We start from the raw sequence: 13,266 nt of genomic DNA, 5'->3' as shown, positions 1-13,266 counted from the left end.
GCAGATCGCCGCCCACTTGGACGGGTATTCGCCTTGCTGTTCAAGGACTAATCGAACAGCTCGCTCCCGGACTTCTGGGGAATATCGTTTTGGTGAGTTCATAACTCCATCCTCTCAAGATATGGAGTCTCCGGTAAAGCCGGGGCGGTTCAACACCGCTTAAAGGAAGCTATTACATGGCCTTGCGGCGCGGACTGCTGACCAATCTACTGAACCCAAAGTCGCTGCTTTTTTGCTCGGTGCTACTGCCCCAGTTTGTGCATGCAGAACAAGGTGCGGTTGCACTTCAATTCACGCTGCTAGGGGCCATGCTGGTGGGCGTAGGGCTAATATATGACGCGTTTTATGCTTGCATTGGGGCAAAAATGCAGCGCTGGGTTGCAGGCAATCAAAAAAAGCAAAAAATACAGAACTGGGTATTTGGCACGCTGCTAATTGGCTTCGCACTGCGCTTAGCCTCTTAGCAGACCTGCTGTTGAAGGGTCAGCGCTGGCGGCAAGCATTATGTATCGTCTTGTGTATTATTCGACCTTGTCGCTTTATGTGCCTTCATATCTTTAAACGCTTCCATGATATCCATGGGTAGCGGGAAAATAATGGTTGAAGCATTTTTATTGCTCATATCGCTCATGGTTTGCAGGTAACGTAACTGTAGTGCGGCAGAGTTTTCCTGCATCACATTGGCGGCTTCCACTAGCTTTTTGGACGCTTGCAGCTCGCCCTCTGCGTGAATTACTTTGGCGCGACGCTCCCGCTCAGCTTCTGCTTGGCGAGCAATGGCGCGAATCATGCTCTCATCTAGATCGACGTGTTTGATCTCAACGTTCGCGACCTTAATGCCCCATGCTTCGGTCTGGGTGTCGATGATCTCTTGAATGTCATCGTTAAGCTTATCCCGCTCTGAAAGCATTTCATCAAGGTCATGCTTACCCAGCACTGAGCGAAGGGTCGTTTGCGCCAGCTGGCTGGTAGCCTGAGTGAAGTTCTCCACCTGAATAATCGCTTTTTCAGGGTCTACTACACGGAAGTAGAGCACTGCATTCACTTTAACCGTCACGTTATCCTGGGAAATAACGTCTTGCTCTGGAACATCCATGGTAATAACGCGCAAATCCACGACTTCCATTTTCTGAACCCCAGGAATCACGATGACAAGCCCTGGTCCTTTCACCGTTTGAAACCGCCCAAGGAAAAACACAACCCCACGTTTATACTCCGGTAAAATACGAATAGAGGCAGCGAATAGCATCACTACCAACACTACGGGAACCAAATATGAAAGCATCATTGCACACCTCGTCTCGCCGTTGGTTTTGATTAAGAGGGCGTTACATGCACGGTTAGCCCATCAAGCCTTACTACCTTTAAGGTATCGCCTTGCTTAACGGGCACATCACACACCGCATTCCAGCGCTCGCCGTGCAGGCGCACATGGCCCTGAATATTAAAGTCATCTAACGCCACCGCGTGCGCCCCAATCAGCTGTTCTGCCCCACTGTGCACAGGCCTTCTACGCAGTGTGGCAAACCGAGTGAGTGTCCATAGCATCAAACTTGCTGAAAGTAGCGCCACTCCACCGATTAGTGGTAGCGAAATAGCCAAGTATTCAGCATCCATCAGCATGACCGAGCCAAGCACAAAGGCTACAATACCGCCTGCCCCTAATATGCCAAAACTGGGTAGTAGCGCTTCTCCCACCATCAGTATTAGCCCCACCAAGACCAGTGCAAGGCCCGCATAATTGATGGGCAGAACCTGAAAGGCAAAAAGCGCTAATAGCAGCGAAATAACGCCGATGGTGCCGGGAAATAAGCTACCAGGGCTTGAGAGTTCGAAAATCAGCCCGTAAAAACCGATAATCATTAAGAAGTAGGCAATATTAGGATTAGTGATCAATGACAGCAGTTGGGTACGCCAATCAGGGTCAAAGCGCTCAACGATCAGGTTTTCCGTCGCTAATGTGACATCTCCCCGCTTCATCACCACCGTCATACCATCCAACTGCGCGAGCAGGTCGTCGATATCTTTTGCGACAACATCAATTACATTCTGCTCTAGTGCTTGATTAGCAGTGAGATTCACCGCGTCGCGTACCGCTTCTTCCGCCCAATCTGCGTTGCGTCCGTGGCGCTCGGCCAGGCCCCGAATAAAGCTAACGGCGTCCTCCAGTACCTTTCGATCCATCGCACTGCCTTCACGCTCAGACTCTTTTGCATCACCTTCGTCTGTGTCTTCCTCCCCGCTAGCAACGCCAGAGCCAACCATTTGCACTGGCGTTGCCGACCCTAAATGGGTGGCAGGTGCCATGGCCGCCACATGGCTGCCATATAACAAATAGGTGCCAGCACTTGCCGCGCGTGCGCCGCTTGGCGACACATACATAACCACGGGGGTTTCGGAATTGAGCATGGCTTGGATCATGTCACGGGTAGTTTCAACCAGCCCGCCAGGCGTGTTTAACTCAACAATAACCAGATCACTGTTCTGCTCTTGAGCCCGACGAAGGCCACGCCCAAAGTAATCCTTCGTTGCAGGCCCAATGGCACCCTCAATGTTGAGCACCAGTGCCTTACCACCACTATTTTGCGCCATCGCCTGCCATGTAAAAGACGATGTGGCCATGATGACGCCAGCGAGAAGCATCCAGAGCCAGTGCGATTTGAGAGAAAAGGCTTGCATGATCGCTCCTCGCGCTTCGCGCCATCACCTAAGTCTTACAACAGTGACCACTACCACACCGCTTAGTTTCACAAAACCTATACAGCATGTAGGAACCGGAAAGCAGCTGTTAATATCAGAACCTCTTTTTAACGTAGCACCTCTGGGTGGACTCGCCATAAATTAAGTAAAAGTAAGCACTAATTCTTACGCTGTTTATCCTTTTTGAGTGAACCAGACTCTTATACAGAAGTCGTACTACCAGATAAATTCAGATAAGGAACATAATGATGCGCACCACCAACGACCGTTCAACCGAAAGCGACACGAAGCAGACCCACTATCAACCGCGCGGATTTTCTGACCGCATTGCATATCGGTTAGTACGCTTTATGCGCTTTTTTGCAGATGTTTTTTTTGCAGGCCGCTATGGCCATCGAGCGGTAATTTTAGAAACCGTGGCCGCGGTGCCAGGTATGGTAGGAGGCGCCATTCAGCATCTACATGCCCTGCGGCGAATTAAAGATGACGACGGCTGGATTCGTACGCTGCTGGATGAAGCTGAAAATGAGCGTATGCACTTGATGACGTTTATCGAAGTGGCCAAACCTAACCGCTTTGAGCGTTTCATTATTATGTTGGCGCAAGGTATTTTCTTTAACCTGTTTTTCTTGCTTTACCTCTGCTCCAGCAAAACTGCCCACCGGGTAGTGGGTTACTTAGAAGAGGAAGCCGTTTATAGCTACACCGAGTACCTAGAAGGGATTGATCGCGGCGAATACGAAAACATTCCCGCTCCGCAAATTGCTATCGACTACTGGAACTTGCCTCAGGATGCTCGGCTGCGTGAGGTGGTGGTTGCAGTAAGGGCGGATGAAGCAGACCACCGCGACACTAATCATGATTTTGCGGATCAGCTTTCTCAATAACTCTCTCAGTAACTCTCCCAATAGCGCTGTCTAAGCAGTTCTATTTCAATCATTATACTCAGCTGTTTCCACTACTGGTTGAGTTGGCGCCGCTGGATTAGCGGCGCTATTGTATCTTCCGCCACGTCTGCCCTGTCCTTATTCGATATAATAGCCGCTAACGCGCCAAGTGCCGTTTTCAAGGTGGGGCGTTACCACCTCCATAACCCTGGGGTTATTTTCAAAACGTGTTTGAAACGTGAACTCCTTATAGTCCCCTCGTGGAGCACCGGGCATAGACGTATATTGCGATACCCTTACACGGCGTCGCGTTTCCGCTGCACCAAAGTCCCGCCGGGACAGCGAAATAGTGCGCTGAAGCATAGCCGCAGAAAGTGGCGCTTGTAGCAGCGGCGATGCCTCATCCCACGCCTGCTGGTATTCCCCTCTATCTACCGCCGCTAACCATGCCAGCGCAGCCGCTTCGGCCGCCTGCACAGAAGCTTTAGCATAGGCCGGAAGAGTGAGTAATAGCGTTGTAAAACAAAGGGCAAGTAGTTTGCGCATAGCGGGCTCTTGTGGTGACGTTAAGATTACCTACCTGTGAGGTGTTATCGGGAAGTAGCCGGATTTCTTTAGCCGTCGTCCCGCCCTCGCTTCTCAATTCCTACCCGCTCGTTTACTATGCGCCATCCCTTTTATTCCAGCTTCCATCACTAGGCGACCATGTCTGTCAACGCACTTTATACTGATCTTTCTGGCTACTACGATTTGATGTGCGTAGACATCGACTATCAAGCGCAAAGCAACGCCATCCGCAGGCTGCATCAGATATTTGGCAACGGTGGCACCACCCACTTGGATTTAGCCTGTGGTACCGGCCCCCATGTGCGCCATTTTATCGACGCGGGCTATACCAGTAGTGGGCTAGACATTAACCAACCGATGCTGGATATCGCCGCCAAGCGCTGCCCAGAAGCGCACTTCTCGCTGCAAGATATGAGCACCTTTGAGATTAACGAACCCCTCGATCTCATCACCTGCTTTTTGTACTCAATCCATTATAACGATGGTATTGAAAAGCTAACGGCGTGCATTGCCAGCGCCCAACGCGCACTGAACGCAGGCGGCGTCTTCTATTTTAATGCCGTCGATAAAGACAAAATCGACAACGGTTTATGCGTTAAACACACCGCCAAGCAGGCAAACAATACCTTTACCTTTCGCTCTGGCTGGCATTACTGCGGGCACGGAGAAAGACAGTCACTCAGGCTGAGTATCGAAAAAACGAACGATGAAGAGACGCAGGTTTGGAATGACGAGCACCCCATGGTGGCAGTGAGTTTTGCAGAATTAAGCGCCCTATTGGCGCCTTACTTCGAGGTGCATGTGTTTGAGCACAACTACGACACCATCTCGCCGTGGGATAACGCCTCTGGCAATGCGATTTTCGCTTGCGTGAGGCGCTAGCTTTTTAGCACTTTAACTCTCGGCGTTGGGCCGTAGCTGACGCTGAACGCCGAGCAGGAAGTTACGTAGCATTTGGTCTTTGCACTCGCGATAGTTCTTATGGCTGGGCTTCCGGAAAAAAGCGCTTAGCTCGTGACTGCTTAAGGGCAAGCCCACCAGCTCAAAAATCTCTAAAATGTCATCCGCTTTTAAATTCAGCGCAATACGCAGCTTCTGGAACACCATATTATTGTTCAACTGCGCTTCCGGCGCGGGCTGCGGGCCTTCGCGCTTACCCCGCTTAAAGCTGATAAAGCCATTCAGAAACGACGCCAGCTCCCTGTTCTTCATTGTGACAAAGGCGTCATCTTCATCCTTTTTCAGCCAAGCGGTTACTTGCTCTTGTGTCACCTCAACCTCTGCAAGAGCGAAGATATTCACGATGGTGTTATCTTTTAAATCAAAGGTATAGCGAATACGGCGAAAAATATCGTTATTGGTCAAGAGCGAGCCCCTAGTCTTAGGTATGTTCAACACCATCAGCTGTTAGCTGAACCTGTGTCTGTCATCAGTGGTTGGTACATCAAGAAAGCAGTTTAGCCTGCAGTTAACGTTTCAAGCAGTTCATCTATTTCTGCTTTCAATTCGTTGTCTTCAATTCGACGTGCGCTCTCTTTTGCCTCTTGGAGGTTTTTGATAGCCGCGTCTGTTTGGCCCAGCTCCACTTGCAACATTGCCATGGAAAAACCGATGGATGACAGATGGTCTTTCGAATCTATCGCACTGGCTTTTGCTAACGCTTTTTCGTAGAGGGCCAGCGCATCTTCCAGCTCTTCGGTGAAGTCCGCCAAGGTTTCCCACTGCTCTGGGTGATCTTTATCGGTATTTTCATGCTCGCTGCAAATCGCCTGTAGCTCGGCATACAGCGCTTCAAAGGTGGCGCGATCATCTTTGGCGGCGGCCTTCATCAGCTTTTCAGCAAGTTCGTAAACTGCCTTGTATATTTTGGTATTAATCATTAACCACTACCTTTCTCTATTTAAAAAACAGTAACAAGTAAAACAAATCTGCTGAACGCCAACGTTTGTAACACAGTCACTTCACCGCAACCGGCGACATTATACCCCTTAGGGATGGCCCCCGGGGCGGTCATTTATGGCTTTATGGTGGGGGGGGTAATGAGGCCCTTCCTAGGGGTGCTTTTACGCTATACTGCACCACTTTTTATTTTCGACACCCCTTACGACCCTTTGTCAGAGCGTCTAATGCCCTTTTCAAAACTAGGCTTATCCAGCCCACTCGTTCAAGCAATTACTGAACTCGGTTACAAAGCACCCACGCCCATCCAGGAACAAGCGATTCCTGTCATTCTTTCGGGTAAAGACTTAATCGCCACCGCACAAACCGGCACAGGTAAAACCGCTGCCTTTGTGCTGCCACTGCTGGAAAAATTCAGTAAAACAGCCGAACCGCTGCGCGGCAAACGCATTCGTGCGCTGATCCTGGTGCCGACCCGCGAGCTGGCAGTTCAGGTTGAAGCCAGTGTGGCGCAATACTCAAAGCATACCCAACTCACCTCAATGGCCGCGTATGGCGGCGTGGATACCGCGCCGCAAAAAGAGCGCTTAATCGAAGGCGTGGACATTCTGGTCGCCACACCGGGCAGGCTGCTGGATTTGGCGCATCAGCGCGCGCTGCACTTTGATGAACTGCAAGTCATGGTGCTGGACGAAGCGGACAGAATGGTCGACATGGGCTTTGTCGATGATATCCACAAAATCATCGTGCGCCTGCCGGAGAACCGGCAGAACCTATTGTTCACGGCCACCATGACCAACGACGTGCGCGCCATCGCCCACGCGTTTTCAGACAGCAAAATGACCGACTTGGCGGCTGACATTTCCATTACACCCAATGTCCGCGCCGCCGCCACGATCAAACAGTGGCTGATCACGGTCGACAAAGACACCAAGTCCGCCCTGTTGAGCCACTTGATCAACCAGCAAGCGTGGGATCAGGCGCTGATTTTTGTCGAGAAAAAACACAGCGCCGCCAAGCTGGTGGCTCAGCTGGAAAAACGCGGCATCCAAGCGGATTCCATCCATGGCGGCAGAAGCCAGGCCATGCGTGAAAAAGTGTTGGATCAGTTCAAATCGGGCGAACTGAAGTACCTAGTAGCTACGGGCGTCGCCGCTCGGGGACTGGATATTGGTGAACTCAGCCGTGTAGTGAACTACGACTTACCTTTCCAGCCAGAAGAGTACATCCACCGCATTGGCCGCACCGGCCGTGCGGGTGCCTCCGGTGAAGCCATCTCGCTGGTCGATATCAGTGACTTTAAAAACCTGTGCGCAATTGAAAAGCGTTTGAAAAATACAATTGAGCGCAAAGAAATTGAAGGCTTCCCGGTTAAAAAAACCGTGCCCGCGTCTAACTTAAACCACGTCAAAAAAAGCAGCCGTTAAGCGTTAACAAAGAAGCTCACTCTTGTATTCGTTTCAGAGGTGAGCTTCTCCTCTACTCAGCCGGTGAAAAGGCATCCAACAGCTCGGCATTCGTGGGGTATTTCTCCAACAGTGCAAGCAGCTTCTGCGCGCCTTCTATGGGCTTAAGCGGTGTTAACGCTCTGCGCAGTGTGCGTACTTTTTCAGTATCTTTTGCATCGATCAACAGCTCTTCACGGCGGGTGCTGCTTTTGGCAATATCGATCGCCGGGAAAATCCGTTGATTAGCCACGTCCCGTGATAGCACTAGCTCCATATTGCCCGTGCCTTTGAACTCCTCGAAAATCACCTGATCCATACGGCTTCCCGTATCCACCAGCACGGTGGCCAGAATGGTGAGCGAGCCGCCGTTTTCGATTTTTCGCGCCGCGCCAAACAGTTTGCGAGGGATTTCCATCGCCCGGGAATCCAGCCCACCCGACATGGTACGCCCATTGCCCCGCTGCTCGGCATTATGAACCCGCGAAAGCCTTGTGAGTGAATCGATCACGATCATCACATCGTGCCCCTCGCCTGCCTGCTTGCGCGCTGTATCTAGTAGCTGATCGGCCATCCGCACATGGTTCGCGTAGCTTTCATCGGACGACGAGGCATGCACTTCAGCCGACACGCTGCGCTTAAAATCGGTGACTTCTTCCGGGCGCTCATCAATCAGCAAGGCATACAACTTTATATCCGGGTAAGCCTCGGCCACGGCTTGGCAGATATGCTTTAACAGCGTCGTTTTGCCAGAACCCGGCGGTGCCACAATCAACCCCCGCTGCCCCATACCAATGGGCGTGATCAAATCCATCGCCCGCACAGTGCGCGGCTGATCACTCGGCGCTAGATACAGGCGTGGGGAAGGATGGATGGCGGTGCCGTTTAGGAAGCGTGTTATGGGGTCGTTAGAGGATAGGTCTTCGACTTTTTCGGTGGGTTTGGGCTCTGTTGGCCTTTTGGTTTTTAGGCTTAGGGTTTTGCGGGTCATGGTAGGGTGGATTGCCTTTTAAATTTGGGTGTTTGTTGTTGGCCACTCAACAACAGATTTCCCGCAGGTTCTGGAATCGCGAACGTGTAGGGGTGCGGTGGAAAAGTTGGTTGGAAAACAGAGCTAATACGCCAATAATCAATTCCGAGCTAATGGGCGCATTGAGTAGTGGATTACGCTAAGGCTCTCAATAAGGCCTGAATTTCTTTGGTCACAATAAACGAGAATTTTACCGTTGAGCGGTTTATTAACGCCTAAGCCCGAAATCCTCGCGAATGACTTCAGGATGACGAAAAGCAATCTCGATTAACGCCTTGGCTGGCCCAGACGGCTTGCGCCGCCCCTGCTCCCATTCCTGAAGCGTACGCGGAGAAATATGCAACACCTCGGCAAACTCTCGCTGCGTAAGGCCAGTTTTCCCTCTCGCTTCTGCCACCTCATTAGGCTCAACATGGCTAACCCGTGCGGTTTTGCCCGCTTTCATTTCTTTAACTGATTGAAGCAGCTTGTTGCCAAGCTCCTCAGCGCTAAGAAGCATCTCTTTACTCATTTTCCAATACCTCACGAATCGCCTTCAGGATATGCGCGGGTATATTCTCCCGAACGGCCTTCTTGTAGATCACCAACAACCAAATTTCACCATTTGCCAACCGGGTGAAATAGATGACGCGCACGCCACCGCGCTTTCCAGAACCCGCTATCGACCAGCGAACTTTTCTACATCCGCCGCTGCCTGGAATGGGATCACCCACTTCAGGATTAGCCGCCAGCCAGGCGAAGAAGCCAATTCGCTCCTCCGCCGTCCAGATTTTGCTGGCATCCGCTTCGAATGTGGGGGTTTCAATGATGGTGAACATAATTACCAATATACGTCATTGACGGATTTTTGCAACGCTCCCTCTTGATGTATAACGCCTTGCTCACCGGAAAATTAGGAGCGCAGCGAGTAATTTTTCCGAGTGCAGCAAATTGTTATGCATTTTTCTCCCGACAGGCATCAATAAAGAGCTCACCCAACTCTGTGAGAATCGTTGATGTGTCTGTGTCGATTTCAATATCAAAGTCTACAGATGCGTAAGATGAGTCTCGATCACCAATCGGCACTTCTATGCTATGGGTCCCAGCACTTGCCTCATAGACAACCTTAGCCAACCCAAGCCGAATTATATTGGCAATCTCGAACTCTTTAATGTTCTTCTCTGGAATACTTTCTGGCGCTGCAATTTGCCTCCTGAGCATAAATTCCTTGTATTCAAGGGAACGAATCTCTCTTTCCTTTGATCGAGCCGAAGACCTCAACTCCATGGCCTCTGCTGAATAAACCTGCTTCCCGTCTGGTGACAAACTCTGCAGTTTCTGGCTGATTTCATCAACCTCGGATTTAAGTCTGATTTCTATCGCTGACCTATTTTCCAAGAACTCTGACAACTCCCCTTCTAACTCTGACACTCTTCTTTCTTTTTCAATAAGAACCGACTCAAGAAGTTTGAACTCATCACTTGATAACTGACTTAAAATATACGGAAACACGTGATTCTGAATGTTTTGTTGAGAATCAACCATATTTACTAGCAATATTGCCCACTTATCCTGAAGTTCATCATCATCTTCCAAAGATGCATGCTCTAGATATGGGCAGAGAAGCTTCGGAGGAATTGCCTTAACGCTTACGTTGTTCTTCTCGCATACTGCCTTTGCCTTATTCAGAATTCGAACTTGATTATTGAATCTCCAGAGTGAGATTTGATCCTTTATCAGAAGGCCAAGTTCTTCAGCTGGCGGCAAAACAAGCTTGTCAATAAATCCCTTTGCAACATCAATCCCTTTCTCAATAGCTGTAGATGTGACGTCTATTTTTCTTTGATTGCTATCATCGCTCATTTTGCTATCCATAATTGTGCATAACAGTGATTATATAGCCTGCCGCATAACACCATTGAACGTGACTGCGCGTTTATTGATGTTATATAGCCCTCTCAAAATTTTTAAACCACTGTTTTAAAAGGTTACGCTCCTCAATTGGCAGCATACCCAAAATTCGCGTGCCGGCTCGTTTTTACGATTTAATCATACTTTATTGATAAATTTGGCTTAGGTCACGTGATGCTGCAAAAAATATTGAGCTCGCGCAGTTTTTGGCTGCAGGGGAGCATGGGGAAGGGCTCGCACTACAGCGCCCTGCCACCACTACTCCTCCCAGCCGTAGCGGTAAGGAGCTTCCGTATCTTACAACTCACTCCTCACACTCAAAGCTCAATGCCTTTCTGGGCTTTGATGCCTTGGTCTTTGAAAGCGTGTTTGACCACTTTCATTTCGGTGACGGTGTCGGCAAGCTCAATGAGCTGTTGGGGGGCGTAGCGGCCGGTGACGATGGCGTGCTGCATCTCGGGGCGGGCTTGTAGGTCGTCGAGGACTTGGTCTAGGTCGAGGTACTCGTAGCGCAGGGCAATGTTGAGTTCGTCGAGCAGTACCATGTGGTAGCTGTCGTCTTGGAGCATGCGCTTGGCTTGTTCCCAGGCGGCGTTGGCGGCGGCGACGTCGCGTTCGCGGTCTTGGGTGTCCCAGGTGTAGCCTTCGCCCATTACGTGGTAGTCCACGTTGGGCAGGTTGCGGAAGAAGGCTTCTTCGCCGGTGCTGAACGCGCCTTTAATAAACTGCACCACGCCAACCTTCATGCCGTGGCCTAGGGCGCGGGCGAGCATGCCAAAACCGGAGCTGCTTTTGCCTTTGCCGGGGCCTGTGAGCACCAGCAAGATGCCCTGCTCTTTATCGGCGCGGGCAATGCGCTCGTTCATGATTTTTTGCTTGGCCGCCATGCGCTGGGCATGGCGTTCCGGGGTTTTGGCATTTTCGCGCATGGGGTCTCCTTGGGGTGTTCTACGTTTTACGAGCTACGCTTTCAGCACGTAGCGCAGGGTTTCCACGACCTGATCGGTGGTGGTGCACCAGGCTTGTGCTTGGGCGTCGACTTCTTTCAGCGGGTGAACAATCTCTTCACTGTGCAGCGTGATGTAAGGCTTGGCCAGTGCCGCGCAGTAGCCTGCGTCAAAGGCGGCGTTCCACTGCTTGTACTTGTCGCCAAAACGTACAACAACCAAATCCGCCTGTTCAATCATCGTGCGGGTGCGGATGGCGTTCACTTTAGAAGACTGGTGGTCGCGCCAGAAGCCGTTCTCCGGTTTGCCCAGGTGGTCGCCTGCAGCATCAGAGGCGTCGTGATCGGTCACGGGTGCGGTGAAGACTACATCCAGCCCTGCCGCTTCTGCGCCGCGCTGGATCTCTTCACGCCAGTCAGTGTGAATCTCGCCGGAAAGGTATACGTAAAAGCTCATGGTGGCTCCTTAATAGTAAATGTGGGTATTTAGCCGCCCTATCATAGCCCACATACGCTTTATGAAAAAACATTCCAAAAAAATTACTGGGTCGCGATTTGCAGTGTTTGCTCGGTAAAAATATCCGCGACCAGCTTGGGGGCAGAGGGGAAATAGCCGTGGAAGTAGCTGGCTACCAGCGCGCCCTCTCGGTAGATAGGTTCGGCTTCGCTGCCTGCCAGTTTGCGGGTGCGGGCCAGCGGCTGCATGGATGTTTCCAGCAGCGAGTGGTGGTAGGTGTGGCCGCGCAGTTCGCCATTTTGGGTGTGCAGGCTTTGTAGCCCCAGCGCGGTGAGTTTACCGGCCATTTTGGCGGTGCCGGGCAGCAGCCCCATCATCGTGTGGCTTGTGCCTTCGCCATCCACCAACTGCTCTACACAGCTCATTAGCCCGCCGCACTCGGCGAGTATGGGTTTGCCTGCGCGGTGGTGGGCGCTTATCGCGTCGCACATGGGCTGGTTGGCGCTGAAGCGGGCGGCGTGCAGTTCTGGGTAGCCGCCGGGTAGCCATAGGGCATCGCATTCTGGCAGCTTAGTGCCATGGAGTGGTGAGAAGAAGTGCAGCGTCGCGCCCATCTCTTCTAATACATCAAGATTCGCGCGGTAGATAAATGCAAAGGCGTCGTCTTTGGCGATGGCGATACGCACACCGCTTAGGTACTGCGGGGCGGGCGTGGGGGCGTCAGCGCTTAACGTCACTTTTTTGGGTAGGCGGCCTAATCCGGCCTCTTCTAGCACCTTGGCGGCGGCATCTAGCTGGGCGTCCAGGCCGCTGAGTTCGCTGGCTTGAACCAAGCCTAAGTGGCGGTCGGGGATTTTCATGGCATCGTGGCGAGGAATCGCGCCCAGCAGCGCAATGCCTTCCGGCATGCTCTCATCCAGCAGTTTGCCGTGGCCGGGGCTGCCGATACGGTTGGCAATCACTTCGTGAATAGCGAGATCCGGGTGGTAGTTGGCAAGGCCTTGGGCCACCGCGCCGAAGGTTTGCGCCATGCCCCAGGCGTCAATGACCGGCAAAGCGGGGATGCCTGCCAAGATGGCTAAATCAGCGCTGGAGGGCGAACCATCAAACAGCCCCATGGAGCCTTCCACCAAAATCACGTCGGCCTCTTGGGCGGCTTTCGCCAAGCGCCAGCGGCATTCGTGCTCGCCGGTCATCCAGGGGTGAAGCTGATAGACCGGCTGGCCGGAGGCGATCTCTTGCACCATGGGGTCTAGGTAGTCGGGGCCGTGTTTGAACACCCGCACAGTGCGGCCCGCATTACGGTGCAGCCTTGCCAAAGCGGCCGTTACCATGGATTTTCCCTGGCCAGAACCGGGGGCGCTGATTAACGCCGCGTGCGCTTCACCTTGCAACATGACCTTTCCTCTTTTACACACGCTTGTCAACTACAAGCTTTTTGAATT

The 13,266-nt window shown here is 51.8% G+C and carries 16 protein-coding genes; 4 read left to right on the top strand and 12 right to left on the bottom strand.

The window, feature by feature from the left end:
* Positions 1-176 precede the first annotated feature (176 nt).
* On the top strand, positions 177-464 hold the full coding sequence (locus MOY_RS11230; protein ID WP_009099752.1) for a LysE family translocator: 288 nt from the start codon (positions 177-179) through the stop codon (positions 462-464).
* A 38-nt stretch (positions 465-502) separates the two neighbouring features.
* On the opposite strand, the gene MOY_RS11225 is transcribed toward MOY_RS11230, so the two are convergent.
* Positions 503-1,288, bottom strand: coding sequence for a slipin family protein (locus MOY_RS11225; RefSeq protein WP_009099750.1), 786 nt, complete (start codon positions 1,286-1,288; stop codon positions 503-505).
* 29 nt (positions 1,289-1,317) lie between these two features.
* Positions 1,318-2,679 (bottom strand): NfeD family protein, encoded by a 1,362-nt coding sequence (locus tag MOY_RS11220; protein ID WP_009099748.1) that lies wholly within the window; start codon positions 2,677-2,679, stop codon positions 1,318-1,320.
* A gap of 266 nt (positions 2,680-2,945) precedes the next feature.
* Here MOY_RS11220 and MOY_RS11215 point away from each other — a divergent pair, with 266 nt between their 5' ends.
* The gene (locus MOY_RS11215; protein WP_235803695.1) at positions 2,946-3,587 is read left to right on the top strand and encodes an alternative oxidase; all 642 of its coding nucleotides are present in this window, start codon (positions 2,946-2,948) and stop codon (positions 3,585-3,587) included.
* A gap of 138 nt (positions 3,588-3,725) precedes the next feature.
* Here MOY_RS11215 and MOY_RS11210 read toward each other — a convergent pair whose 3' ends face one another.
* Entirely contained in the window at positions 3,726-4,133 is a 408-nt protein-coding gene (locus MOY_RS11210) for a DUF4019 domain-containing protein (protein ID WP_009099744.1), read from the bottom strand.
* A gap of 159 nt (positions 4,134-4,292) precedes the next feature.
* Between MOY_RS11210 and MOY_RS11205 the strand changes: the two genes are divergently transcribed.
* Complete coding sequence (locus MOY_RS11205; RefSeq protein WP_009099742.1) at positions 4,293-5,036, top strand: class I SAM-dependent DNA methyltransferase; 744 nt, start codon at positions 4,293-4,295, stop codon at positions 5,034-5,036.
* A 12-nt stretch (positions 5,037-5,048) separates the two neighbouring features.
* Here MOY_RS11205 and MOY_RS11200 read toward each other — a convergent pair whose 3' ends face one another.
* Entirely contained in the window at positions 5,049-5,519 is a 471-nt protein-coding gene (locus tag MOY_RS11200) for a DUF1456 family protein (protein ID WP_009099740.1), read from the bottom strand.
* Between the two features lie 92 nt (positions 5,520-5,611).
* Positions 5,612-6,034: a hypothetical protein gene (locus tag MOY_RS11195; protein ID WP_009099737.1), complete on the bottom strand. Its 423-nt coding sequence runs from the start codon at positions 6,032-6,034 to the stop codon at positions 5,612-5,614.
* Between the two features lie 246 nt (positions 6,035-6,280).
* Here MOY_RS11195 and MOY_RS11190 point away from each other — a divergent pair, with 246 nt between their 5' ends.
* Positions 6,281-7,480, top strand: a complete 1,200-nt coding sequence (locus MOY_RS11190; protein ID WP_035540620.1) for a DEAD/DEAH box helicase — start codon at positions 6,281-6,283, stop codon at positions 7,478-7,480.
* Between the two features lie 52 nt (positions 7,481-7,532).
* Here the strand turns inward: MOY_RS11190 and rho are convergent, their stop codons facing one another.
* The 7 genes from rho to MOY_RS11155 all read right to left on the bottom strand — a co-directional run bounded on the left by rho (position 7,533) and on the right by MOY_RS11155 (position 13,218).
* On the bottom strand, positions 7,533-8,489 hold the full coding sequence (rho, locus tag MOY_RS11185; protein WP_009099733.1) for a transcription termination factor Rho: 957 nt from the start codon (positions 8,487-8,489) through the stop codon (positions 7,533-7,535).
* Positions 8,490-8,736: 247 nt separating this feature from the next.
* A complete protein-coding gene (locus tag MOY_RS11180) occupies positions 8,737-9,039 on the bottom strand; it encodes a helix-turn-helix domain-containing protein (protein ID WP_009099731.1) in 303 nt (100 codons plus the stop codon).
* Positions 9,032-9,346, bottom strand: coding sequence for a hypothetical protein (locus MOY_RS11175; protein ID WP_009099729.1), 315 nt, complete (start codon positions 9,344-9,346; stop codon positions 9,032-9,034). Before MOY_RS11175 ends, MOY_RS11180 begins: the two co-directional genes overlap by 8 nt.
* Before the next feature lie 115 nt (positions 9,347-9,461).
* On the bottom strand, positions 9,462-10,370 hold the full coding sequence (locus MOY_RS11170; protein WP_009099727.1) for an Abi-alpha family protein: 909 nt from the start codon (positions 10,368-10,370) through the stop codon (positions 9,462-9,464).
* 365 nt (positions 10,371-10,735) lie between these two features.
* Positions 10,736-11,347, bottom strand: coding sequence for a cob(I)yrinic acid a,c-diamide adenosyltransferase (gene cobO / locus MOY_RS11165; RefSeq protein ID WP_009099725.1), 612 nt, complete (start codon positions 11,345-11,347; stop codon positions 10,736-10,738).
* A gap of 33 nt (positions 11,348-11,380) precedes the next feature.
* Positions 11,381-11,821, bottom strand: a complete 441-nt coding sequence (locus MOY_RS11160) for a YtoQ family protein (protein ID WP_009099723.1) — start codon at positions 11,819-11,821, stop codon at positions 11,381-11,383.
* A gap of 83 nt (positions 11,822-11,904) precedes the next feature.
* Complete coding sequence (locus MOY_RS11155) at positions 11,905-13,218, bottom strand: cobyrinate a,c-diamide synthase (protein ID WP_009099720.1); 1,314 nt, start codon at positions 13,216-13,218, stop codon at positions 11,905-11,907.
* Positions 13,219-13,266 lie beyond the last annotated feature (48 nt).

Origin of the sequence: Halomonas sp. GFAJ-1 (assembly GCF_000236625.2) — a bacterium.
Lineage (GTDB): Bacteria > Pseudomonadota > Gammaproteobacteria > Pseudomonadales > Halomonadaceae > Vreelandella.
The sequence above is the reverse complement of the archived record's forward strand: the minus strand, read 5'-3'. Positions and strand labels throughout refer to the sequence as shown.

Coding starts and splice junctions, on each gene's coding strand:
- MOY_RS11170 (WP_009099727.1), bottom strand. CDS start 10,370: ATGAGCGATGATAGCAATCAAAGAAAAATAGACGTCACATCTACAGCT.
- MOY_RS11230 (WP_009099752.1), top strand. CDS start 177: ATGGCCTTGCGGCGCGGACTGCTGACCAATCTACTGAACCCAAAGTCG.
- MOY_RS11175 (WP_009099729.1), bottom strand. CDS start 9,346: ATGTTCACCATCATTGAAACCCCCACATTCGAAGCGGATGCCAGCAAA.
- MOY_RS11215 (WP_235803695.1), top strand. CDS start 2,946: ATGATGCGCACCACCAACGACCGTTCAACCGAAAGCGACACGAAGCAG.
- MOY_RS11225 (WP_009099750.1), bottom strand. CDS start 1,288: ATGATGCTTTCATATTTGGTTCCCGTAGTGTTGGTAGTGATGCTATTC.
- MOY_RS11180 (WP_009099731.1), bottom strand. CDS start 9,039: ATGAGTAAAGAGATGCTTCTTAGCGCTGAGGAGCTTGGCAACAAGCTG.
- MOY_RS11195 (WP_009099737.1), bottom strand. CDS start 6,034: ATGATTAATACCAAAATATACAAGGCAGTTTACGAACTTGCTGAAAAG.
- cobO (WP_009099725.1), bottom strand. CDS start 11,347: ATGCGCGAAAATGCCAAAACCCCGGAACGCCATGCCCAGCGCATGGCG.
- MOY_RS11210 (WP_009099744.1), bottom strand. CDS start 4,133: ATGCGCAAACTACTTGCCCTTTGTTTTACAACGCTATTACTCACTCTT.
- MOY_RS11205 (WP_009099742.1), top strand. CDS start 4,293: ATGTCTGTCAACGCACTTTATACTGATCTTTCTGGCTACTACGATTTG.
- MOY_RS11160 (WP_009099723.1), bottom strand. CDS start 11,821: ATGAGCTTTTACGTATACCTTTCCGGCGAGATTCACACTGACTGGCGT.
- rho (WP_009099733.1), bottom strand. CDS start 8,489: ATGACCCGCAAAACCCTAAGCCTAAAAACCAAAAGGCCAACAGAGCCC.
- MOY_RS11190 (WP_035540620.1), top strand. CDS start 6,281: ATGCCCTTTTCAAAACTAGGCTTATCCAGCCCACTCGTTCAAGCAATT.
- MOY_RS11220 (WP_009099748.1), bottom strand. CDS start 2,679: ATGCAAGCCTTTTCTCTCAAATCGCACTGGCTCTGGATGCTTCTCGCT.
- MOY_RS11155 (WP_009099720.1), bottom strand. CDS start 13,218: ATGTTGCAAGGTGAAGCGCACGCGGCGTTAATCAGCGCCCCCGGTTCT.